21 protein-coding genes are annotated in these 21,464 nt (G+C 64.3%); 4 read left to right on the plus strand and 17 right to left on the minus strand.

Going from position 1 to position 21,464, the window contains the following annotated elements; genetic code table 11:
- Positions 1-27: 27 nt before the first annotated feature.
- The 17 genes from urtD to cbiE all read right to left on the minus strand — a co-directional run bounded on the left by urtD (position 28) and on the right by cbiE (position 16,911).
- Positions 28-885: an urea ABC transporter ATP-binding protein UrtD gene (gene urtD, locus IWW33_RS14245; RefSeq protein ID WP_069974045.1), complete on the minus strand. Its 858-nt coding sequence runs from the start codon at positions 883-885 to the stop codon at positions 28-30.
- On the minus strand, positions 882-1,961 hold the full coding sequence (gene urtC, locus IWW33_RS14250) for an urea ABC transporter permease subunit UrtC (protein WP_115273785.1): 1,080 nt from the start codon (positions 1,959-1,961) through the stop codon (positions 882-884). The genes urtD and urtC overlap by 4 nt, the downstream gene beginning before the upstream one ends.
- The gene (gene urtB, locus IWW33_RS14255) at positions 1,961-3,448 is read right to left on the minus strand and encodes an urea ABC transporter permease subunit UrtB (protein WP_174142026.1); all 1,488 of its coding nucleotides are present in this window, start codon (positions 3,446-3,448) and stop codon (positions 1,961-1,963) included. Before urtB ends, urtC begins: the two co-directional genes overlap by 1 nt.
- Positions 3,449-3,576: 128 nt before the next feature.
- Positions 3,577-4,842: an urea ABC transporter substrate-binding protein gene (urtA, locus tag IWW33_RS14260; RefSeq protein ID WP_012316432.1), complete on the minus strand. Its 1,266-nt coding sequence runs from the start codon at positions 4,840-4,842 to the stop codon at positions 3,577-3,579.
- A gap of 186 nt (positions 4,843-5,028) precedes the next feature.
- On the minus strand, positions 5,029-6,435 hold the full coding sequence (cycA, locus tag IWW33_RS14265) for a D-serine/D-alanine/glycine transporter (RefSeq protein WP_174142025.1): 1,407 nt from the start codon (positions 6,433-6,435) through the stop codon (positions 5,029-5,031).
- 202 nt (positions 6,436-6,637) lie between these two features.
- Complete coding sequence (locus tag IWW33_RS14270; RefSeq protein WP_196914289.1) at positions 6,638-8,002, minus strand: PepSY domain-containing protein; 1,365 nt, start codon at positions 8,000-8,002, stop codon at positions 6,638-6,640.
- Between the two features lie 59 nt (positions 8,003-8,061).
- Positions 8,062-10,128, minus strand: coding sequence for a TonB-dependent copper receptor (locus tag IWW33_RS14275; protein ID WP_115273788.1), 2,067 nt, complete (start codon positions 10,126-10,128; stop codon positions 8,062-8,064).
- A 65-nt stretch (positions 10,129-10,193) separates the two neighbouring features.
- Entirely contained in the window at positions 10,194-10,625 is a 432-nt protein-coding gene (locus IWW33_RS14280; protein ID WP_046787831.1) for a DUF2946 domain-containing protein, read from the minus strand.
- A gap of 25 nt (positions 10,626-10,650) precedes the next feature.
- Complete coding sequence (locus IWW33_RS14285) at positions 10,651-11,130, minus strand: copper chaperone PCu(A)C (protein WP_115273789.1); 480 nt, start codon at positions 11,128-11,130, stop codon at positions 10,651-10,653.
- Between the two features lie 48 nt (positions 11,131-11,178).
- Positions 11,179-11,568 carry a DUF2946 domain-containing protein gene (locus IWW33_RS14290; protein WP_046787833.1) on the minus strand — a complete coding sequence of 130 codons (390 nt, stop codon included), beginning with the start codon at positions 11,566-11,568 and terminating at the stop codon, positions 11,179-11,181.
- 145 nt (positions 11,569-11,713) lie between these two features.
- Complete coding sequence (locus tag IWW33_RS14295; RefSeq protein WP_012316425.1) at positions 11,714-12,568, minus strand: SPFH domain-containing protein; 855 nt, start codon at positions 12,566-12,568, stop codon at positions 11,714-11,716.
- A 24-nt stretch (positions 12,569-12,592) separates the two neighbouring features.
- Complete coding sequence (locus IWW33_RS14300; RefSeq protein WP_115273790.1) at positions 12,593-13,030, minus strand: NfeD family protein; 438 nt, start codon at positions 13,028-13,030, stop codon at positions 12,593-12,595.
- A gap of 134 nt (positions 13,031-13,164) precedes the next feature.
- The gene (gene vapC / locus IWW33_RS14305; protein WP_046787835.1) at positions 13,165-13,575 is read right to left on the minus strand and encodes a tRNA(fMet)-specific endonuclease VapC; all 411 of its coding nucleotides are present in this window, start codon (positions 13,573-13,575) and stop codon (positions 13,165-13,167) included.
- Entirely contained in the window at positions 13,575-13,805 is a 231-nt protein-coding gene (locus IWW33_RS14310) for an AbrB/MazE/SpoVT family DNA-binding domain-containing protein (protein WP_012316422.1), read from the minus strand. The genes vapC and IWW33_RS14310 overlap by 1 nt, the downstream gene beginning before the upstream one ends.
- 91 nt (positions 13,806-13,896) lie before the next feature.
- Positions 13,897-14,616 (minus strand): cobalt-precorrin-6A reductase, encoded by a 720-nt coding sequence (locus IWW33_RS14315; RefSeq protein WP_046787836.1) that lies wholly within the window; start codon positions 14,614-14,616, stop codon positions 13,897-13,899.
- Entirely contained in the window at positions 14,613-15,707 is a 1,095-nt protein-coding gene (locus tag IWW33_RS14320; protein WP_125924590.1) for a cobalt-precorrin-5B (C(1))-methyltransferase, read from the minus strand. The genes IWW33_RS14315 and IWW33_RS14320 overlap by 4 nt, the downstream gene beginning before the upstream one ends.
- Positions 15,700-16,911, minus strand: a complete 1,212-nt coding sequence (gene cbiE, locus IWW33_RS14325) for a precorrin-6y C5,15-methyltransferase (decarboxylating) subunit CbiE (protein WP_174142023.1) — start codon at positions 16,909-16,911, stop codon at positions 15,700-15,702. The genes IWW33_RS14320 and cbiE overlap by 8 nt, the downstream gene beginning before the upstream one ends.
- A 174-nt stretch (positions 16,912-17,085) precedes the next feature.
- Here cbiE and cobG point away from each other — a divergent pair, with 174 nt between their 5' ends.
- Genes cobG through cobJ form a run of 4 tightly spaced genes read left to right on the plus strand, consistent with a single transcriptional unit; the run spans position 17,086 to position 21,461 of the window.
- Positions 17,086-18,417, plus strand: a complete 1,332-nt coding sequence (cobG, locus tag IWW33_RS14330; RefSeq protein ID WP_174142022.1) for a precorrin-3B synthase — start codon at positions 17,086-17,088, stop codon at positions 18,415-18,417.
- The gene (locus IWW33_RS14335) at positions 18,410-19,036 is read left to right on the plus strand and encodes a precorrin-8X methylmutase (RefSeq protein ID WP_039602489.1); all 627 of its coding nucleotides are present in this window, start codon (positions 18,410-18,412) and stop codon (positions 19,034-19,036) included. The genes cobG and IWW33_RS14335 overlap by 8 nt, the downstream gene beginning before the upstream one ends.
- Complete coding sequence (locus tag IWW33_RS14340; protein WP_174142021.1) at positions 19,033-19,767, plus strand: precorrin-2 C(20)-methyltransferase; 735 nt, start codon at positions 19,033-19,035, stop codon at positions 19,765-19,767. Before IWW33_RS14335 ends, IWW33_RS14340 begins: the two co-directional genes overlap by 4 nt.
- A 2-nt stretch (positions 19,768-19,769) precedes the next feature.
- Complete coding sequence (gene cobJ, locus IWW33_RS14345) at positions 19,770-21,461, plus strand: precorrin-3B C(17)-methyltransferase (RefSeq protein ID WP_174142020.1); 1,692 nt, start codon at positions 19,770-19,772, stop codon at positions 21,459-21,461.
- The last annotated feature ends 3 nt before the right edge of the window (positions 21,462-21,464 follow it).

A 21,464-nucleotide genomic window follows, 5' to 3' on the forward strand; every position in this document is an offset into this window, starting at 1 on the left:
GGCTTGAGGCATGCCACTTGAGGCGCGTCAGCGCCCTAGATAAACCTCGACCACCCGCTCATCCGCTTGCACCTGCTCCAGCGATCCCTCTGCCAGTACGCTGCCCTGGTGCAGCACGGTCACATGGTCGGCAATGCTGCCGACAAACCCCATGTCGTGCTCCACCACCATCAGCGAATGCTTGCCGGCCAAGCCTTTGAACAGCTCAGCGGTGAACTCGGTTTCGGCATCGGTCATGCCGGCCACCGGCTCGTCGAGCAGTAGCAGTTGCGGCTCCTGTACCAGCAACATGCCGATCTCGAGGAACTGTTTCTGCCCATGTGACAGCAGGCCTGCCTGGCGCTGGGCCAGGGGTAGCAGGCGCAAGGTGGTCAGCACTTCTTCGATGCGTTGCTGTTGCTCACCGCTCAAGCGTGCCGTCAGGCAGGCCCAGACTGACTTATCGGTTTTCAGTGCCAGCTCAAGGTTCTCGAACACGGTCAGTGCTTCGAACACCGTGGGCTTCTGGAACTTGCGGCCAATGCCGGCCTGGGCGATCTGGTATTCGCTCATGCGGGTCAGGTCCAGGGTATCGCCGAAGAAGGCACTGCCGGTGTCGGGGCGCGTCTTGCCGGTAATCACGTCCATCATGGTGGTCTTGCCGGCACCGTTGGGGCCGATGATGCAGCGCAACTCCCCCACACCGATGTACAGGTTCAGGGCATTGAGTGCCTTGAAACCATCGAAGCTAACGCTGATGCCTTCCAGACTCAGCACCGTGCCGTGACGGGTATCCAGCCCCGCTTCACGGCGGCTGCCCAGGCCGATGGCGTCACGGCCGCTGCCAAGGTTGTCGAATACCGGTTCGAGCATGAATTCCGGATGCACTGGGGGCACGCCTTTCATGGCTGGCTCCTTTTCTTCAGCAGGCCGACCACGCCCTTGGGCAGGTACAGAGTGACGAGGATGAACAATGCGCCGAGGAAGAACAGCCAGAACTCGGGGAAGGCCACGGTGAACCAGCTTTTCATGCCGTTGACCAGGCCCGCGCCCAGCAGCGGGCCGATCAGTGTGCCGCGCCCGCCCAAGGCTACCCAGACAGCAGCCTCGATGGAGTTGGTCGGCGACATCTCGCTGGGGTTGATGATGCCCACCTGTGGCACATACAGCGCACCTGCCAGGCCGCACAGCACGGCGCTCAATACCCACACCAGCAGCTTGAAGCCCCGTGGATCATAGCCACAGAACATCATGCGGTTTTCTGCATCGCGTACGGCGGTGAGCAGGCGGCCGAACTTGCTCTGGGTCAGGCGCCAGCACAGGTACAGGCTTGCCAGCAGCAAACCTACAGTCAGCAGGAACAGCACGGCGCGGGTGCCTTGGGAGGCAATGTCGAAGCCCAGAATCGTGCGGAAACTGGTGAAACCATTGTTGCCGCCAAACCCTGTCTCGTTGCGGAAGAACAGCAGCATGCCGGCGAAGGTCAGGGCCTGGGTCATGATCGAGAAATACACGCCCTTGATCCGCGAGCGGAAGGCGAAGAAGCCAAACACCAGTGCCAGCAGGCCAGGTGCCAGCACCACCAGGCACAGGGCCCAGGCAAAGTGCTGGGTACCGGCCCAGTACCACGGCAGTTCGCTCCACGACAGGAATGTCATGAACCCCGGCAGGCCGTCACCGGCGGCCTGGCGCATCAGGTACATGCCCATGGCGTAACCACCGAGGGCGAAGAACAGCCCGTGGCCGAGCGACAGCAGCCCTGCGTAGCCCCAGACCAGGTCCAGGGCCAGGGCGACGATGGCGTAGCAGAGGATCTTGCCGACCAATGTGAGGGTGTAGGCCGAGACCTGCAAGGCATGGTCGGGCGGCAGCAACGACAGCAGCGCCATGGCCAGCAACAGCAGCACGACGACGGTGCCGATGGCTAGCGACAGGCGCGGCCCGGCTTTTTGCGAAGCGGTGACAAGCAGTGGCTGGTTCATCAGTCGATAACCCGTCCCTTGAGGGCGAACAGGCCTTGCGGGCGCTTCTGGATGAACAGAATGATCAACGCAAGGATGAGGATCTTGCCAAGCACCGCGCCGATTTGCGGTTCTAGCAGCTTGTTGGCTATCCCTAGGCCGAAGGCGGCCCAGAGGCTACCGGCCAGTTGCCCGACACCGCCGAGCACCACCACCAGGAAAGAGTCGATGATGTAGCTCTGGCCAAGGTCCGGGCCGACGTTGCCGACCTGGCTCAGCGCTACACCACCAAGCCCGGCAATGCCCGAGCCCAGGCCGAAGGCGAGCATGTCCACGCGCCCGGTGGACACGCCACAGCAGGCAGCCATGTTGCGATTCTGGGTGACCGCACGTACGTTCAGGCCCAGCCGCGTGCGGTTGAGCAGCAGCCAGGTCAGCAGTACCACGGCCAAGGCGAAGGCAATGATCACCAGGCGGTTGTAGGGCAGCACCAGGTTGGGTAGCAGCTGGATGCCACCAGACAGCCAGGCCGGGTTGCTGACCTCGACGTTCTGCGCGCCGAACAGCAAGCGGATGGCCTGGATCAGCATCAGGCTGATGCCCCAGGTCGCCAGCAGGGTTTCCAGCGGGCGGCCGTAGAGGTGGCGGATTACCGTGCGCTCCAGGGCCATGCCCACCCCGGCGCTTACGGCGAAGGCCACTGGCAGCGCAATCAGCGGGTAGAACTCGATTGCGCCTGGCGCGTAGCGCTGCAGCAGCACCTGGACCATGTAGGTGCTGTAAGCACCGAGCATGAGCATCTCACCGTGGGCCATGTTGATCACGCCCAGCAGCCCGAAGGTGATCGCCAGGCCAAGGGCCGCCAGCAGCAGGATCGAACCCAGCGACAGGCCGCTGAAAGCCTGGCCGAGCAGCTCACCGAACAGCAGTTTGCGTTTGACCTGCGCCAGGCTTGTTTCAGCGGCAGTGCGCACGCCTGCGTCGGTTTCCACATCGGGTTGCAGCAAGGCCTCCAGGCGGGTGCGGGCCAGCGGGTCGCCGGTTTCGCCGAGCAGGCGTACCGCCGCCAGGCGCACGGCTGGCTCGCTGGCGCCCAGTTGCAGGTTGGCCAGTGCCAGGCCAAGCGCTGCGTGCACGGTAGTGTCGGGTTCGCTGGCAAAGCGCCGGTCGAGGAATGCCATTTGCGCCGGTTGTGCACTTTTTTGCAGTTGCTGGGCGGCGGTCAGGCGAGTGTCGCTGTTGTCGCTGAGCAACTGGTGGCTGGCCAGGGCGTTATCGATCAGGCCGCGCAGGCGGTTGTTAAGGCGCACCTTGCGGGTGTCATCGGCTGCGATGCGGCCCTGGCGCAGGTTTTCCAGCAGCGGCAGGCGCGCGGCTTCGGGTTGCGCCGCCCAGCCTTCGAGCAGGCGAGCCTGCTCGGCGGGCTTGGCGGTGAGGAAGAATTCGCCCTCGCTGGCCTGGGTTGCCAGGGGCAGCAGGAGCAGCAGGGTGAGGAGGAGTCTGAGCATGCGGGCAATCCTGGAAATCGGCGGTGGATTCATCGCCGGCAAGCCGGCTCCCACAGGGTGGTGCTGTTCTCAGGGCCCTGTGGAAGCTGGCTTGCCAACGAAGGGGCTGCAGCGCAGCCCCAGTGCACTCAGTTGCCTTTCACTGCATAGTCAGGGCGCTTGTCGTTGCCCGGAATGAACGGGCTCCACGGCTGCGCGCGCAGCGGCTGTTCGGTTTCCCAGACCACGCTGAACTGCCCGTCATCCTGGATTTCGCCGATCATCACCGGCTTGTGCAGGTGGTGGTTGGTCTTGTCCATGGTCAGGGTGAAGCCGGACGGTGCCTTGAAGGTTTGCCCACCCAGGGCTTCGCGTACCTTGTCGACATCGGTGGACTTGGCTTTTTCCGCCGCTTGCGCCCACATGTGGATGCCCACGTAAGTGGCTTCCATCGGGTCGTTGGTCACGGCCTTGTCGGCACCCGGCAGGTTCTTGGCTTTGGCGTAGGCTTTCCAGTCGGCGACGAACTTCTGGTTGACCGGGTTATCCACCGATTCGAAGTAGTTCCAGGCGGCGAGGTGGCCTACCAGTGGCTTGGTGTCGATGCCGCGCAGTTCCTCTTCACCCACCGAGAACGCCACCACCGGTACGTCGGTGGCTTTCAGGCCCTGGTTGGCCAGTTCCTTGTAGAACGGTACGTTGGAGTCGCCGTTGACGGTGGAGATAACGGCGGTTTTGCCGCCTGCCGAGAACTTCTTGATGTTGGCGACAATGGTCTGGTAATCGGCGTGGCCGAACGGCGTGTAGACCTCTTCGATATCCTTGTCGGCCACGCCTTTGCTGTGCAGGAAGGCGCGCAGGATCTTGTTGGTGGTGCGCGGGTAGACGTAGTCGGTGCCGAGCAGGAAGAAACGCTTGGCGCTGCCGCCGTCTTCGCTCATCAGGTATTCCACGGCCGGGATCGCTTGCTGGTTGGGCGCGGCGCCGGTGTAGAAGACGTTCGGCGACATCTCTTCACCTTCGTACTGCACCGGGTAGAACAGCAAGCCGTTGAGCTCTTCGAACACGGGCAGCACCGACTTGCGTGACACCGAGGTCCAGCAGCCGAACACCACCGCGACCTTGTCCTGGGTCAGCAACTGGCGGCTCTTTTCGGCGAACAGTGGCCAGTTGGATGCAGGGTCGACCACCACCGGTTCGAGCATCTTGCCGTTGACCCCGCCCTTGGCGTTGATCTCGTCGATGGTCATCAGCGCCATGTCCTTGAGCGATGTTTCGGAAATCGCCATGGTCCCGGACAGCGAATGCAGGATGCCGACCTTGATGGTCTCGGCGGCCTGGATGCTCCAGCTAAGGCCCATCGCCGCAATCGATGCGCTGAGGGTAAAGGCCTTGATCAGACTGCGACGCTTCATGTGCTCTCTCCGCTGAGTTTTTTTGTGTTGGCCAAGCGGAGGGGGCTGTTGCAAGGGGTGTGCCGAACGGCAAAAGGTGCGTAATAGAAGGGCTGTGCGAGGTGTTGGGGCGTTTGCAAGGTCCAGGTTGGTGCTTGAGATGTTTGTGTGCACAGGATTGGGGCTGCAAGGCAGCCCCGGAGTGCATCAGCTGTTGCGTACAGCTGTCCGCGGATGGCGCTTGCTACGCACACCCTGGTAGGTGACGGCCAGCAACACGAACCAGATCGGCGTGACGATCAGCGCAGAGCGGGTGTCCGCTTCCAGGCTCAGCAGCACCAGGATAAAGGCAAAGAACGCCAGGCACACGTAGCACATGAAGCGCCCGCCCGGCATCTTGTAGGTCGATGCCTGGTGTAGCGCCGCACGGGTTTTGCGGTACTTCAGGTACGACAGCAGGATCAGCGTCCAGACAAACATGAACAGCACTGCCGAAACCGTGGTGACCAGGGTGAATGCTTCGATCACGTTCGGCACCATGTAGATCAGCACCGCGCCAAGCAGCAGGCAGGTGCACGAGAAGTACAGGCCGTTGGCCGGTACGGCGCGGCTCGACAGTTTTTCGAATGCGCGCGGTGCGTCGCCTTCCTGGGCCAGGCCGAAGAGCATGCGGCTGGTGGAAAACACGCCGCTGTTGGCCGACGAGGCCGCCGAGGTCAGCACCACGAAGTTGATGATGCTCGCCGCCGCTGGCAGGCCGGCCAGCACGAACAGCTCGACGAACGGGCTCTTGCCCGGCACCACATCGCGCCATGGGGTCACAGCCATGATCGCGATCAGTGCCAGCACGTAGAACACGATGATACGGATCGGGATCGAGTTGATCGCCCTTGGCAGGGTGCGTTCAGGGTTCTTGGCTTCGGCGGCGGTAGTGCCGACCAGCTCGATGCCGACGAAGGCGAACACGGCAATCTGGAAGCCGGCGAAAAAGCCCATCAGGCCGTTGGGGAACATGCCGCCGTCGTTCCACAGGTTGGCCAGCTGCGCGGTGCGCCCGCTCGGCGACTCGAAACCGGTGAAGACCATGTACAGGCCGGTGGCGACCAGGCCGAGGATGGCGACGATCTTGATCAGGGCGAACCAGAACTCCATTTCGCCGAACATCTTCACGGTAACCAGGTTAAGCGACAGCAGTACTGCAACGCAGGTCAGGGCGGGTATCCACTGTGGCAGGTCCGGGAACCAGAACTGCGTGTAGGCGGCAATGGCAACCACGTCGGCAATGCCGGTGACCACCCAGCAGAACCAGTAGGTCCAGCCGGTGAAGTAGCCGGCCCAGGGGCCGAGCAGGTCGGCCGAGAAATCGATGAACGACTTGTAGTTGAGGTTCGACAGCAGCAGTTCGCCCATGGCGCGCATGACGAAGAACAGCATGAAGCCGATGATCATGTAGACGAAGATGATCGACGGCCCCGCCAGGCTGATGGTCTTGCCCGAGCCCATGAACAGGCCGGTGCCGATGGCGCCACCGATGGCGATCAGCTGGATGTGGCGGTTGGTCAGGTTACGCTGCAGGTGCTGCGCTTGAGCAGGAGGGGAAGAGGTCCGGGTCATTGGCTGCATTCCATTGAGGGTCAGTCTTTTTGTGAAAGCCGCGTAGGCTAACACGCGCGTCCCAAATCGGGGCGCGACAGATCGACTCGACTTTTCAGTAGCAGATGGCCGCTGTGCGGCCCTTTCGCGACACAAGGCCAACGCGGTCGTCTGTAGGAGCGGCCTTGTGTCGCGAAAGGGCTGCGCAGCAGCCCCAATGGCCTCAAGTGCTGGCCAGCACCCTGCGCCTTACCACCAGGCTGTCCACCACCCACATCACGACCATCGACACCCCCACCAGCGGGAACATCACCCCAAGTACCAGCATCACCCCGACAGCCGCCTTCCAGCGCGGCAGGTCATGGCGCAGCGCCGGCACCCCCAGGCCTCCGGCCGGCCGGCGTTTCCACCACATCATCAGCCCACTCACCGAGCCCAGCAAAATCATCAGGCACACCAGCAGAATGATGATCTGGTTCAGCACGCCGAACATCTTGCCCTCGTGCAGCATGACGCCCAGCTCGGTCGCCCTGGCCACCGGGCTGTAGTCCTGCCAGCGCACGTCGGCCAGCACCTTGCCGGTGTACTGATCGACATGCAGGGTGGCATCGTTGCGCGGGTCGTCGGCGAACACGGCGATGGTGAATACGCCATCGGCAGTGGTCGGCACGGTGATGCTGTAGCCGGGTTCCACCTCGCGCGCGGTGGCGAGGTCCTGTACCTGCTGCAGGCTCACCTGAGGGGCCGCTGGCCTGTTCGACATCATGTGGTGCCCGGCATGTTCGGCATGCGCACCGGACTGCGGCATCGGCGTGTTTTCCATGGCCCAGGGCACCGTTTGGCGGTGGGCGCTGTTCAGTTCACCGGCCTGTTGATCGGACTTGGGCACGTCATTCCACATGGCCGCCGGGAAGCGGTTCCACAGGTCGGCGTACTGTTTGCCCCACAGGCCGGTCCAGGTCATGCCGCTGAGCAGCATCAGCAGCAGCAGGGCCGAGCCCCAGAAGCCGCTGACCGCGTGCAGGTCGCGCCAGAGCAGCCGGCCACGCGCCGACAGCCGTGGCCACAGCACGCCACTGCCGCTGCGCCCGCGCGGCCACCACAGGTACAGGCCGGACACCACCAGCACGATGCCCCAGCCGGCTGCCAGTTCCACCAGTCGGTCACCGAGCGTACCGACCATCAGCTCGCCATGCAGGGCGCGGGCGACCGCCTGCAGGTTCTGCTTGGCATCCTGTTCGCCCAGGATCTTGCCGCTATACGGGTTGACGAACACATTCAGTTCGCGCCCACCGTCATGCACCACGAACTGCGCGCTGCGCTCGGCATTGATGGGTGGCAGATATTGGCCCACATGGCCTTTGGGGTAGGCCTGGCGCACTTCGGCCAGCATCACGTCGGCGCCCTGGCGGTGATGGCTGGCCTCGACCACCATCAGGTCACGGTACAGCAGTGGGTCCAGCTGCGGTTTGAACAGGTAGATGATCCCGGTAATCGCCAGCAGGATCATGAACGGAGCGACGAACAGCCCCGCATAGAAATGCCAGCGCCAGGCCAGGTTGTAGAATGAAACGCGTGTTCCGCTCATGGGAACCTCCTGTTTGACCAGCTGAGGGGCGCAACCAGCGGCTGCGCCCGTTGTTGTTGTCAGAAGCTGAAATCGACCTTGGTCCAGAACGTCCTGCCCGGCTCGTTGACCGGCTGTGGATCGGAAGCCGGGTAGCCGAACCCGGCGTTCCCGGCCAGGTTCAGGTGCTCGGCGTAAGCCTTGTCGAACAGGTTGTCGACGCCTGCGCTGAGCTTGAGGTTGTTGTTCACCTTGTAGGCGCCATTGAGCGAGAACACGCCGAACCCGGCGCTTTTTTCGTAGTCCTTGCCGACCACATTGCCCTGGTTTTCGGCGATGCGGTTCTGTGCAGCCACCAGCCGCCACAAGGCCCCGGCGCTCCAGGTGTCGCGGCTGTAGGTCAGGCCCATGCGGCTTTCCAGTGGTGGCATCTGCGGCAGTGCCTTGCCGTCACTGCTGTTCTTGCCCCAGGCGTAGGCCAGGGTCGCATCGGCCTTCCAGGTTTCCGTCAGCTTGTAGGCGGCGCCCAGTTCGCCACCCATGATGCGGGCGTCGATGTTCTGCGCCTGGGAGGTGCTCATGCCCATCATGCCGGTACGGTAGTCGAACAGGATGTAGTCGCGGATCTGCCCGACATAACCCGAAGCCCAGGCTTCAAGGCGCTCGTCGCGGTACTGGATACCGAAGTCGAGCTGGGTGGTCTTTTCTGGCTTGATGCCGTCGAAGGCGTTGGCGGCGCCAGAGGGCGCCAGCTTGGGCGAGAACAGCTCCCAATAGTCGGGGAAACGCTGGGCATGGCCAAGGCCGATGTAAGTGGTGGCCGGCACCGCCGCAAGGTCGTGCTCATAACGCACGAAACCGCTGGGTAGGGTATCGGCGCGGGTATCACCCTCGGTAGCGCTGCCAGCCCGGAAGTCGCGGGCGGAGGCGCGATCGAGACGGGCGCCGGTGATCAGCCGGTCAACCCCTGTGGCGTACCAGGTCAGTTCACCAAAGGCCCCATAGTTATGGAAGTCGGCATCCTTGGTCCAGGGCTGGCCCTTGTGCGCATCAACGCCCATGCCGCCACGCTGGCGATGTTCGTTGGTCTGTGCGTCGATGCCACTGATCAGTTGCACGTCGGCCCAGCGCCAGGTGGCCTTGATGCGTGCGCCCATTGTGCGGCGGTCGACATTGCTGACCATGGGCATGCCCATCATGCCGCTGCCCGATGGGGTGCGCAGGCTGTAGTTGTCCATCACGTGGTCGGCGTAGTTGTAATAGACCTGTGCCTCGACCTTGTCGAGCACCTCGCCTAGGTTGGACTTTTCAAAGCGCAGGCCTAGGCTTTCGCGCTTGAACTGCGAGCCGTCCATGCCACGGCCGGCATAGCGGGCCTCGCCGTCACCCTTACCGGCGGTGAGTTCGAGCAAGGTGTCCTGGTCGGGCGTCCAGCCCAGGGTCACATCGCCGTTCCATTTGTCCCAGCGCGAAGGCACGGTGTCGCCGTTGCCGTCGTGGTAGTCGTCCGAGCGCGACTGGTTGCCGACGAAGCGCGCATAAGCCTGGCTATTGCCTGCGGCGGCGTCGAGCACCTGGTCGAAGCGGCCGTTGGAGCCGGCCAGCAGGCTGGCGTTGATCCGGCTGCCGAGGGTGCCGAATTTTTCCGGTTCACGTTCGAAAAGGATGGTCCCGGCCGAGCCGCCGGGGCCCCAGATCACGCTTTGCGGGCCTTTGATAACGGTGAGGCGGTCATAGGTTTCCGGCGCGATGTAAGAGGTCGGTGCGTCCATGCGGTTGGGGCAGGCACCGAGCATCACACCACCGTTGGTGAGGATGTTCAGGCGCGAACCGAACATGCCGCGCAGCACCGGGTCACCGTTGGTGCCACCGGCGCGGATGGCTGAAAAGCCAGGGATGGTCTTGAGGTAATCGGCACCATCGCTGGCCGGCACGGGCTGGCGCGGGTCTTTGGGGTTGGTGACGACCGTCAGGGGCGAGCTGGGTGCGATGGCGGTGATCACCGTCGGGCTCAGCTCGGGCGGCGCTTGCTCGTGCGTTTCATGGCCAGGTTCGGCGGCCAGGGCCATGGGTGCGAGCAGCGACCCGCACAACACGGCGAATGTCCCTCGCAGAGAGGGGGCGAATACAGGGGTGCAGCCGGACATAGTGATTCCAGTCGATCAGTCATGGGTGGGCACGGAGCCTTCAGGCTCCGTGCGGCAGCAGGGATTCAGACGCTGATCGAAGGCGGTGGCGCGCGGCTGCGCGCACCGGGGAATATGGCCTGTCGGGCATGGCCCTGAAGGGTTGCCGCAGGGATGAGGGTGACGGGCAGGGCGTGCCCGGCAACGAGTGGGCTGAAGGTCTGCGGTAATGCAGGGCAGTTGAACAGCAGGCTGCAGTAGCCGCATTTTTCCCACATCACATGCAGTTGGCCATCGTCGCCGTGGCCGTGATGCGAGTCGCTGGCGTGCCCGTGTTCCGAGGACAGAGCCATGCCCATCGGCATGCTCATGCCCGCGTGATGATCCATCGGCATCGACTGGGAAATCAGCGGGCCGATAAAGATCATCCACATGGCGAACAGGCTCAGCCAGCCGCCACCGACGCGCCTGCGTTCAGGGCGGGTGGTACGGCTGCGTCTGTTGCATGGCAGGCTCATGAAGGCGAGCGCCAGTCAGCGAATGTCAGTGTGCGTGTTCGTGCGGCTGGTCCGCCGGGGCCTGCCTCTGCACAGCCACGTCGACCGTGATGTCGCCTGCCTTCTCAAAATGCAGGGTCAGCGGGAAGCGCTTGCCGTCGCTGAGCAGGCTACGGTCCTTGGGCTGCATCAGCATCACATGATAGGCGCTGGGGGCGAAGACCACGTCCTTGCCGGCGGGCACTACTACATTGGGCACCTGCTGCATCTTCATGGCGCCGTTGGCACTCATCACGTGTTCGTGCAGTTGTGCGTCAGCAGTGATGGGGCTGTCCACGCTGAGCAGGCGGTCATCGACCTTGCCGTTGTTGTGCACGATGAAATAGGCGGCCACATTGGGCGCGTTCGGCGGCAGTTGCAGCGACCAGGGGTGGGCGATATGCAGGTCGCCCACGGTGTATTCATGGGCGTTGGCGAAGGCGCTGGGCAGCAGCAGTGCGGCCACTACGAGAGCTTGCTTGAGCATGGTGTAAGTCTCCGTTCTGTTCAGGTTCAGGCAGACAGCGTGATGAACTCAGACCAGGGGAGAGGCGCGGGGGTTGAGCGCGGGCCAGAGTTGGCGCGGCGTCATTTGGTAATCGGCTGGCGGTGGAACATGCGCGGCCAGCAACGTGGGCGGGTTGTGCAGTTGTGGCGGATAACCTGGCAGGGCCAGCAGCGGCGAGGCTCCCGAACAGCACCAGCAGTGCTGCATGTTGGAATGCTCGTCGTTTTGCGTGCCGAGGTCGATCTTGGCCAGTGCCTGGACGTCGACCTTGGCCTTGCCTGCCATGCTGGAACAGAAAGCCCCCCACAGCAGCTGCTCGGCCGGGCCCTTGGGCGCGGCAGAGGACAGCGGCATGGCCAGCAGGTTGAACAGCACTGCGAGGCAGGCTATCCAGGCGATGTGCCGACGTGGGGGCATGGAGAGATCCGGTCAGGAATCGTGGCGGGTATTGTACGGCGCAGTATAGGTAAAAATGATGGGGTGCGGTGAAGTGACGCAGGCGGGTCGATGGGGCTGCTGTGCAGCCCATGGCCGGCAAGCCGGCCATGAAGCTACAGCAGCATCAAGCCTTGTTACGGCCCATCAAGCCACGCACGGTCTCTTGCAAATCAGCCGGCAGCACCACCACCTTGGCATTGTTGCTGCTGGCCAGGTTCTCCATGGCGCCGACATAGCGCTCACCCAGCAGGTACATGGCTGGCACCGTCTCGTTTCCCACCGCGTCCTTGACCAGCGAAATCGCCTTTGCCGAAGCCTCGGCAAGGTTGATTTGCGCCTCGGCATCGAGCTTGGCCGACTGCAGGCGGGCTTCGGCCTCGAGAATGGCGGCCTGCTTGGCACCTTCGGCACGGGTCACGTCGGCTTTACGTTCACGTTCGGCCGCCGCCTGACGTTCCATGGCCAGCTGCATGTTTTCCGATGGCTTGATGTCCTGGATTTCTACCGAGCGCACGGTCACGCCCCAGTCTTCGGTCTGTTCGGACATCGCCTCTCGCAGGCGTGCCTTGATCTGCTCGCGGCTGGACAACGCTTCGTCCAGGTCCATGGCGCCGACGATGGCGCGCAGCGATGTCATGGTCAGGCTGGTGACGGCAAACGAGAAATTCTGCACGCCATAGGAGGCCTTCTGTGGGTCGACCACTTTGGCGAAACACAGTGCATTGGCGACGATCACCGCATTGTCGCGAGTGATGATTTCCTGCTCCTGCACATCGAGGATGATGTCCTTGGTCGGCAGGCGATAGGCGACCACGTCCATGTACGGGATGACGATGTTCAGGCCGGGCTTGAGTGTGCTGTGGTAGCGGCCCAGGCGCTCGACGATCCACTCCTCCCCCTGGGGTACGATGCGTACACCCTTGAAGACAGTGATCAGGACGAAAACGGCGAGGGTGCCGACGACGATAAGGCTGGTCATGATGCGAACTTCCTTTTAATGCGGTCAGGCCCGGATGACCCGGGCAGTATTGCCTTCGATGGCGACGAGACGTACACGCTCGCCTGACGGGATGTCGCTGTCAGCGACGCAGATCCATTCCTCATTGCCCAGGATCGGTTTCTGGAACCGCACACGGCCTTTCTGGAATTGCGAAACGCTGCTGATCAGCAGCCCGACTTCGCCGATCACGCTGTCGGCGGTCCAGCGCACATCCGGCTGCTTGCGCCGGAACAGCTTGAACCAGAGTGCCGTGGTGACCGACGAGAACAGCACCCACGACAGTACCTGCATGTCCAGTTGCAGGCTGGGGGCGGCGAGCGAGATGAGCGACACCAGCACGGCACCGATGCCGAACCAGATGATGAAGAACGTGGGCAGGACCAGTTCGAGCAGGATCAGCGCGATGCCGAAGACCAGCCAGATCCACCATTGCATTTCCATATGGTTGACGCTTTCCGGAGGGGAGGGGGGTTGAGTTTAAGACTGACGACGGGCCAACGGCCATATGAATGTATCTGGTCACAGCGCAGCGATGGTCGATAGCCACTGTCGGAATATGGAAAGGGCTACGTCTTTTACCCTGGCGTGGCCAGCCAATCCTCAACCCGCAACCCCGGAACGCGCATGAACTCTCGCAGGTTGTTGGTTACCAAGGTAAGCCCCCGCGCGCGGGCATGCCCGGCAATCAACTGATCGAAAGGGCCGATGGGCGTACCGGCCTTCGCCAGTTCTGAGCGAAGCTGCCCGCTGTGTTCTGCTGCATGGCTGTCATAGTCGAGTACTTCAAGACGCGCTACGAAACCCTCCACAATCGAGAGATTTCGTGCAGGAGCGGCCGATTTCTCTGCACCGTAAACCAGCTCCATCAGTGTGACGGTGCTGATTGCCAGCTGACCATGGTGGCGGTTGAACGCTTCACGAACTACCTGGGGTTTGTTCTTGATCGTGAAGATGCAGATATTCGTATCGAGCATGTACTTGAGCATTAAAACCCTTCACGTTCCTGGTCGGCAGGTTGGTCGCGGCTGGCCATGAAGTCCGGGCTCGCATCTTCGCCGTCAAACCAGCTATCCCATGATTCACCAGCGGGGGTGATGATGCGTGTTCGACCCACTGCAACAATATCCACGCGGGTCACCTCTTCGGGAAATGCGACAGATTTCGGCAAGCGGATGGCCTGGCTACGATTGCTTTTGAAGACAGCACCTTGCTCCATGATGGGCCTCCCTGGAAGCGGCAAACTGTGACTGAAGTTTAAATTCCGCAAGGTATATGTCAATGGGATATACGTTGCCAAAGGCTGCCCGTCATAGATGCAGGGCGCTGAGCAACAGGCAGTACCGGGTGAACTCAGCATCGACCTGTGGAAGTGTGGGGCGCTTCAGAATGAGTACTGGAACCCCCAGCTCCCGCGCCACCTCAAGCTTGGGCTCGGTCGCCACGCTGCCGCTGTTCTTGCTGACCAGCACATCGATATCGCGCCGTGCGAACAGCACCCGCTCATCGTCAAGGTGAAACGGCCCCCGCGCACCGATCACTTCGCAGCGATCATTACCAGGGCAGGCCTGCAACGCCCTGAGGGTCCAGAACTGCTCTGGCGGAATCTCGTCCAGATGCTGCAGCGGCTCGCGCCCCAAGGTGAACAAAGGCCGACGGAACGGCTTGAGTGCATGGATCAGCCCCGCCCAATCCTCCACTTCGCGCCAGTCGTCACCGGGCTGGGCCTGCCATGCCGGGCGCCGCAAGGCCCAGCACGGGATGCCCACGGCCCGTGCGGCGGCGGCGGCATTGTGGCTGATCTGCGCGGCATAGGGGTGGGTGGCGTCTATCAGCAGGGTGATACCCGCCTCGCGCAGGTAGGCGGCCAGGCCTTCGGCCCCGCCATAGCCGCCGACCCGCACCTGGCAGGCCAGGCCCTGCGGCACCCGGCCGATGCCAGCCAGGCTGTAGACATGCTCCGGGCCAAGCTGACGGGCGATGGCCAGTGCCTCGGTGACACCGCCCAGCAGCAGGATGCGCCGGTTCATTGCACACCTGCCTTGCCGACGATGCCGCCCTGGCGGTCGATGGCGAACACTTCCACCTGCACCTGTGCGGGCACCACGCTGCGGGCGAACGCCAGGGCGTGGGCGCAGACCGCGTCGCCCAGGGCGATGCCGGCGGCGTGTGCCAGGGCCAGGGCTTGCTGGCTGGTGTTGGCGGCCATGATCGCTGCCTGCAGGTCGGCATCGGCGCCGATGTCCGCGGCCCACCCGGCCAGTTGCGGCAGGTCGATGCTCGAGTGGCGGCTGTGCAGGTCCATGTGCCCGGCGGCCAGCTTGCTGATCTTGCCAAAGCCACCGCACAGTGACAGGCGTGGCACCGGCACCTTGCGCAGGTGCTTGAGCACCGCGCCGACAAAGTCGCCCATCTCGATCAGGGCAATTTCCGGCAGGCCGTACACGCGGCGCATGGTGTCTTCGCTGGCATTGCCGGTGCAGGCGGCGATATGGGTATAGCCATTGGTGTGGGCCACATCGATGCCCTGGTGGATGGAGGCGATGTAGGCTGCGCAGGAGAAGGGCCGCACGATGCCGCTGGTACCGAGAATCGACAGCCCGCCGAGGATGCCCAGGCGCGGGTTCATGGTCTTGAGCGCCAACTGCTCGCCGCCCTGTACGTTGACCGTGACTTCGAAGCCGCCGCGGTAGGCGCAGTCGTCGGCCAGTTGCTGCAGGTGTTCACTGATCATGCGCCGCGGTACCGGGTTGATCGCCGGCTCGCCCACGGCGAGCACCAGCCCGGGGCGGGTGACGGTACCGACACCCACGCCTGCGACAAAGCGTATGCCCGGTTCTTCCTGCAGGCGCACCTGGCTGTAGAGCAACGCGCCATGGGTGACATCGGGGTCGTCGCCGGCATCCTTGAGTGTGCCGGCTTCGGCGCGCTCGCCCTCGCGGCGGCAGAACTCCAGGCGCATCTGCACCACCTTGCCCTTGGGCAAGGTGATGCTCACGGCGTCAGCGCACACACCGGTGAGCAGCAGGCGCGCTGCCGCCAGGCTGGTGGCAGTGGCGCAGCTGCCAGTGGTCAGGCCGCTGCGCAGTGGCGCAGGTTGTTCGCGGGTTTCTTCACGCATCGTGGGGCTTCACCACGTCGAGCAAGGTGATCGGCAATGCCTGGCGCCACGTGTCGAAGGCGCCCAATGGCTGGGCCTGGGCGACATGGATGCGCGTCAGTTCACCGCCATGCTGTTGGCGAAAGTGCGCCAGTGCCAGTTCGCTTTGCAGTGTCACGGCATTGGCCACCAGGCGCCCCCCGGGGCGCAGCCGCTCCCAGCACAACGGCAGCACGCCTTCGCGGGTGACGCCGCCGCCGATGAAGATCGCATCCGGGCGCTCCAGCCCGGCCAAGGCCTGCGGTGCCGTGCCGCGCACCAGTTGCAGGCCGGGAACGCCAAGGGCATCACGGTTGTACTCGATGAAGCCCTGACGGCCCTCGTCAGCTTCGATTGCCAGTGTTCGGCAGGCGGGGTGGGCGCGCATCCACTCGATGCCGATCGAGCCACAGCCTGCGCCCACGTCCCACAGCAACTCGCCTGGTTGTGGGGCCAGGCGGGCCAGGGTGATGGCCCGTACGTCACGTTTGGTCAGCTGGCCGTCATGACGGAAAGCATCGTCCGGCAGGCCGGCTGCGCGTGACAGCCGCGGAGCGTCGGCAGCAGCCTGGCACTCGATGGCAACCAGGTTCAGCGCGGCGACCTGAGGCTGGGCCCAGTCATCGGCGATGCCCACCAAGTGGCGTTCGGCAGGGCCGCCGAGGTGCTCGAACACCTGCAGGCGGCTTGGCCCGAAACCGCGCTCGCGCAGCAGGGCGGCGATGGCTGCCGGGCTATCCCCGTCGTTGCTCAGCACCAGCAGGCGCATGCCGCTGTAAAGGTGGGCGTTGAGAGAGGCCAGGGGGCGCGCGACCAGAGACACCACCTGCACATCCTGCAGCGGCCAGCCAAGGCGGGCAGCGGCCAGGGCGCAAGAGGAGGGCATCGACAGTACCTGCAGCTCTTGGGCCGGCACCTGCCGCGCCAGGCTGGCGCCGACGCCGTAGAACATTGGGTCACCGCTTGCCAGCACGCACACCTGCTCACCGCGCCGAGCCAGTACCGGGGCGAGCGAGAACGGGCTCGGCCAATGTTCGCGGGCGGCGCTTACGCAGCGCGGCAGCAGGGCCAGCTGACGTGGGCTGCCGATGATCCGCGAAGCGCCGAGCAGGGCGCGTCGGGCCTGCTTGCCCAGGCCGCTGAAGCCGTCTTCGCCGATGCCTACTACTGTCAGCCAGGGTGTCATGTGTTTCTGATCCGCCATTTTTGGGGGCGCATCGCCCCCCTAAGCCGGCAAAGGGGGCGACGCGGTGATGAATTTCTGTTCAATCGCCAGCGATGCTCGACCACCGGCTTTTCATGCCGCCGGACAAAGCAGGCATAATACCGCGCCTTCTACACTCAAGCGCATTTTCAGCGATTGCCGGACGTCCCTTTGAAGCAGGTCCATACCCCACCCGTATCGCCCCGTCCCTCGGCTTGCCCGGGGTTGTGGCGCATCGTCAGTGCCCTTGATGGCGGGATCTGCCGGATCAAGCTGCCCGGTGGGCTGTTGCTGGCCGATCAGGCCGATGCCGTGGCGGCGGCTGCCGAGCGTTTCGCCGGTGGCGTGATCGAGGCGACCAACCGCGGCAACCTGCAGGTCCGTGGCATTGGCGACGATCACGCCGGCCTGATCGAAAGCCTGCTGGCAGCAGGCCTGGGCCCACGCGATGCTGCCAGTGACGATGTGCGCAACCTGATGCTCAGCCCCTTGGCCGGGCATGACCCCTTGATGGTGCTGGATGTTCGTCCCCTGGCCGAACACATCCTCGACATGCTGCAAGGCACACCGCGCTTTCACCAGTTATCGGCCAAGTTCGCGGTGCAACTGGACGGCGGCGAAGGCCTGGCGATGCTTGAGCACCCACACGATCTGTGGCTTTCAGCATTACGACTCGAGCAACGCACCTGGCTGGCTTTCGGCCTGGCCGGTTGCCCGGCTGACGGCCAGGTGCTGGGTGCGGTGCCGGTGGAACAGGGGCTGGCGCTGGTGCGCGCAGTGCTTGAGCGCTTCCTCGACCTGGCCAGCCCGGACCAGGCGCGCATGCGCCAGTTGCTTGAAAACTGCTCAGTGGAGCGATTCATCGAGGGGCTAGGGCTGGCGATCCGCCGGGATGATGCCGTGCTCGATTGGCGCCGCAAAGCGGGCAACAGCCCATGGCTGGGTGCCGTTGAGCAGCTGCAGGGCATGGCCCTGGGCGTTGCCCCGCCGCTTGGCAGGCTCAGCGCCGACATGCTGCGCGGTGCGGCGCGAATCGCGCGTGAACACGGTGATGGCAGCCTGCGCCTGAGCCCCTGGCAGAGCCTGATGCTGACCTCTGTAGCTGGCGCGAGCATCGCCCCGGCGCAACGTGAGTTGTCGGCCCTGGGCCTGCTCTGCCACAGCCATGAACCCTTGGCCCGCCTGGTTGCCTGCACCGGCGCCAGCGGCTGCGCCAAGGCGCACGGCGAAACCAAGGCCGATGCCCTGGCCCTGGCGGCCCTGTTGCCCGCTGGCGCCCCTGCCAGTGTGCACCTGTCTGGTTGCCCCCGATCCTGCGCCGTGGCCCATGTCGCCCCGGCCACACTGCTGGCCCGCTCGCCGGGCCGCTATGACCTCTATTTGCGTGACGCGCGCCTGCCGGGCTTCGGTGCCCTGCGCGCCGCCAACCTCACCTTGAACGAAGCAGGCGCCATGCTCGACCTGCCGACGGAGCACCTTGATGATTGATTACATCCGCGATGGTCAGGAGATCTATCGCAATTCCTTCCGGATCATCCGTGAGGAGGCCCGGCTCGAGCGGATCCCCGCAGACCTCGAGAAACTCGCCGTACGTGTGATCCATGCCTGTGGCATGGTCGAGGCCATCGACGGCCTGCAGTTCTCCGAAGGTGCCGGCCGCGCCGGGCGCCAGGCCCTGGCCAACGGCGCGCCGATCCTCTGCGATGCGCACATGGTCGCCGAAGGCATCACCCGTGCACGCCTGCCCGCCGACAACAAGGTGATCTGCACCCTGCGCGACCCGAGTGTCCCGGCCCTGGCCAAAGATGCCGGCAATACCCGCTCGGCGGTGGCTCTGGAGCTGTGGCGGCCTTACCTGGAGGGCAGCGTGGTGGTGATCGGCAACGCGCCGACCGCACTGTTCTACTTGCTGGAAATGATCGATGCAGGTGCACCAAAGCCTGCGCTTATCCTCGGTTTCCCGGTTGGCTTCGTCGGTGCGGCGGAGTCCAAGGCCATGCTCGCCGCCGACAGCCGGGGCGTCCCGTTCGTGATCATGCAGGGCCGCCTGGGCGGTAGCGCGATGGCTGCTGCCGCGGTCAATGCCCTCGCCACGGAGGTGGAATGATGGCGCCGCGTGGACGTCTGCTGGGCCTGGGCGTAGGCCCTGGCGACCCTGAGCTGATCACCCTCAAGGCCCTGCGCTTGCTGCGCGAGGCCCCAGTGGTCGCCTACTTCGTGGCCAAGGGCAAGCGTGGCAATGCCTTCGGCATCATCGAGGCGCACCTGCAGCCAGCGCAAACGCTGCTGCCGCTGGTCTATCCGGTGACCACCGAGGCGTTGCCGGCACCGTTGTCGTACGAGCAGGTCATCAGCGATTTTTATGACGAGGCCAGCGTGCAGGTGGCCGAGCACCTCGATGCCGGCCGCGATGTCGCGGTGATCTGCGAGGGCGACCCGTTCTTTTACGGCTCCTACATGTACCTGCATGACCGTCTGGCGCAGCGTTATGACGCGCAAGTGATCCCTGGTGTCTGCTCGATGCTGGGAGGCGCGTCGGTACTGGGAGCACCCCTGGTTTACCGCAACCAGAGCCTGTCGGTGCTGTCGGGCGTGCTGCCGGCCGAAGAACTCACGCGGCGCCTGGCCGATGCCGATGCGGCAGTGATCATGAAGCTGGGCCGCAACTTCCCCAAGGTGCGCCAGGTGCTGGGCGAACTGGGCCTGGACGGGCGAGCGCTGTACGTCGAGCGGGCGACCATGGCAAATCAGAAAATCGTCGCGCTGGACCAGGTGGACCCACAGTCATCACCGTACTTCTCGCTGATCATCGTGCCGGGTGAAAAATGGCAGGGATGAGCATGCACAAGGCACCGGCAATCATCGTGCTCGGCGCTGGCAGCGTGGCCACCGCGCGGCGCATTCAGCAGCATTATCCACAGGCGACGATCCATGGCCTGAGCGGCCGGGTCGAGCTGGCCGACCAGTATTACGAAGCATTTGGCGACACGCTGCGCGCCCTGTATCTACAAGACACGCCGATCATAGCCCTGTGTGCGGCGGGTATCGTCATCCGTAGCCTGGCCAGCCTGCTCAGCGAGAAAGGTGCGGAGCCGCCGGTGCTGGCGGTGGCCGAGGACGGCAGTGCGGTAGTGCCGCTGCTTGGCGGGCTGAGCGGCGTCAATGTCATGGCCCGCGAGATCGGTGAGGCGCTGGGCGTAGCGGCGGCGATCACCACCAGTGGCGAGCTGCGTTTCGGCACCTGCCTGTTGAACCCACCCGAGGGCTACGCCCTGGCGGATATCGAACAGGGCAAGCGTTTCGTCTCCGATCTGTTGGCGGGGGAGGCCGTACGTATCGAGGGCGATGCGCCTTGGCTGGCTCACGCCCAATTGCCGGCCAGTGAAGCCGCCCAGCGCACCATTCATGTGGGATGCACTGCGCGCCCGGCCAGCCGTGACGAGTTGCTGATCCACCCACGTTCGGTGGTGGTTGCGGTGGATGCGGGCGGTCCTGATCTGGTTGAACGCGTCAGCGATGCCCTGCGTGAGGCGGGCATCGCCGAGCAGTCACTGGCGTGCCTGCTGGTTGCCGAACAGGCCATGGCCGAACCGTCCTTGCAGGCAGCGGCCAAGGTGCTGGGTGTCGCACTGCGTTTTGCTGCCAAAGAAAGCACGCTTGTCAGCATGGCCGCCGAAGCACTGCCGGATGCGCGCCTGATCGAACAAGGGGGCCTGGTCATTGCGCTGGCATCGGTGCCTGTCAAGGTCAACCAACTGGGCCACAGGCGTGGTCGCCTGGCCGTCATCGGCCTTGGCCCTGGCGCCGCCGAGCTGATGGTGCCGGCGGTCAAAGCCGAGCTGGCACGCGCCGAAGATATTCTCGGTTACGAAACCTACGTACGCATGGCCGGGCCGTTCCGCGATGACCAGGTGCAACATTGCACCGACAATCGCGAAGAAATGCAGCGCGCGCGTCATGCTTTCGAGCTCGCCGCACAAGGGCGCTCGGTGGTGGTGGTGTCGTCGGGTGACCCGGGGGTATTCGCCATGGCTGCCGCCGTGCTGGAAGCGCTGCACGGGTCCACTGACCCCGCCTGGCATCGTGTCGATCTGGAAATCCTGCCGGGGGTTTCGGCCTCGCTGGCCACTGCCGCTCAGGCGGGCGCGCCGCTGGGGCATGACTTCTGCGTGATGTCGCTATCGGACAACCTCAAACCGTGGCCGACCATCGAGCATCGGCTGGCCCTGGCGGCCCAGGCCGACCTGGTGCTGGCCTTCTACAACCCGATCTCGCGTTCGCGCCCTTGGCAGCTTGGGCGCGCGCTGGAAATCGTGCGCCAGCACCGGGATGGTAATACACCCGTGGTGCTGGGGCGTGACATCGGCAGGCCGGGGCAGACGCTCAGGGTGGTCACCCTCGCCGAGCTGACGCCAGAGATGGTCGACATGCGCACCATGGTCCTGGTCGGTTCTTCCACGACCTGTACCTTTGCCCGTGCCGACGGTGGGCAGTGGGTCTATACCCCGCGCTGGTACCCTGTTGCGCCCTGAGTG

Origin of the sequence: Pseudomonas sp. M2 (genome assembly GCF_015751845.1) — a bacterium.
GTDB classification, from domain to species: Bacteria; Pseudomonadota; Gammaproteobacteria; order Pseudomonadales; family Pseudomonadaceae; genus Aquipseudomonas; species Aquipseudomonas putida_E.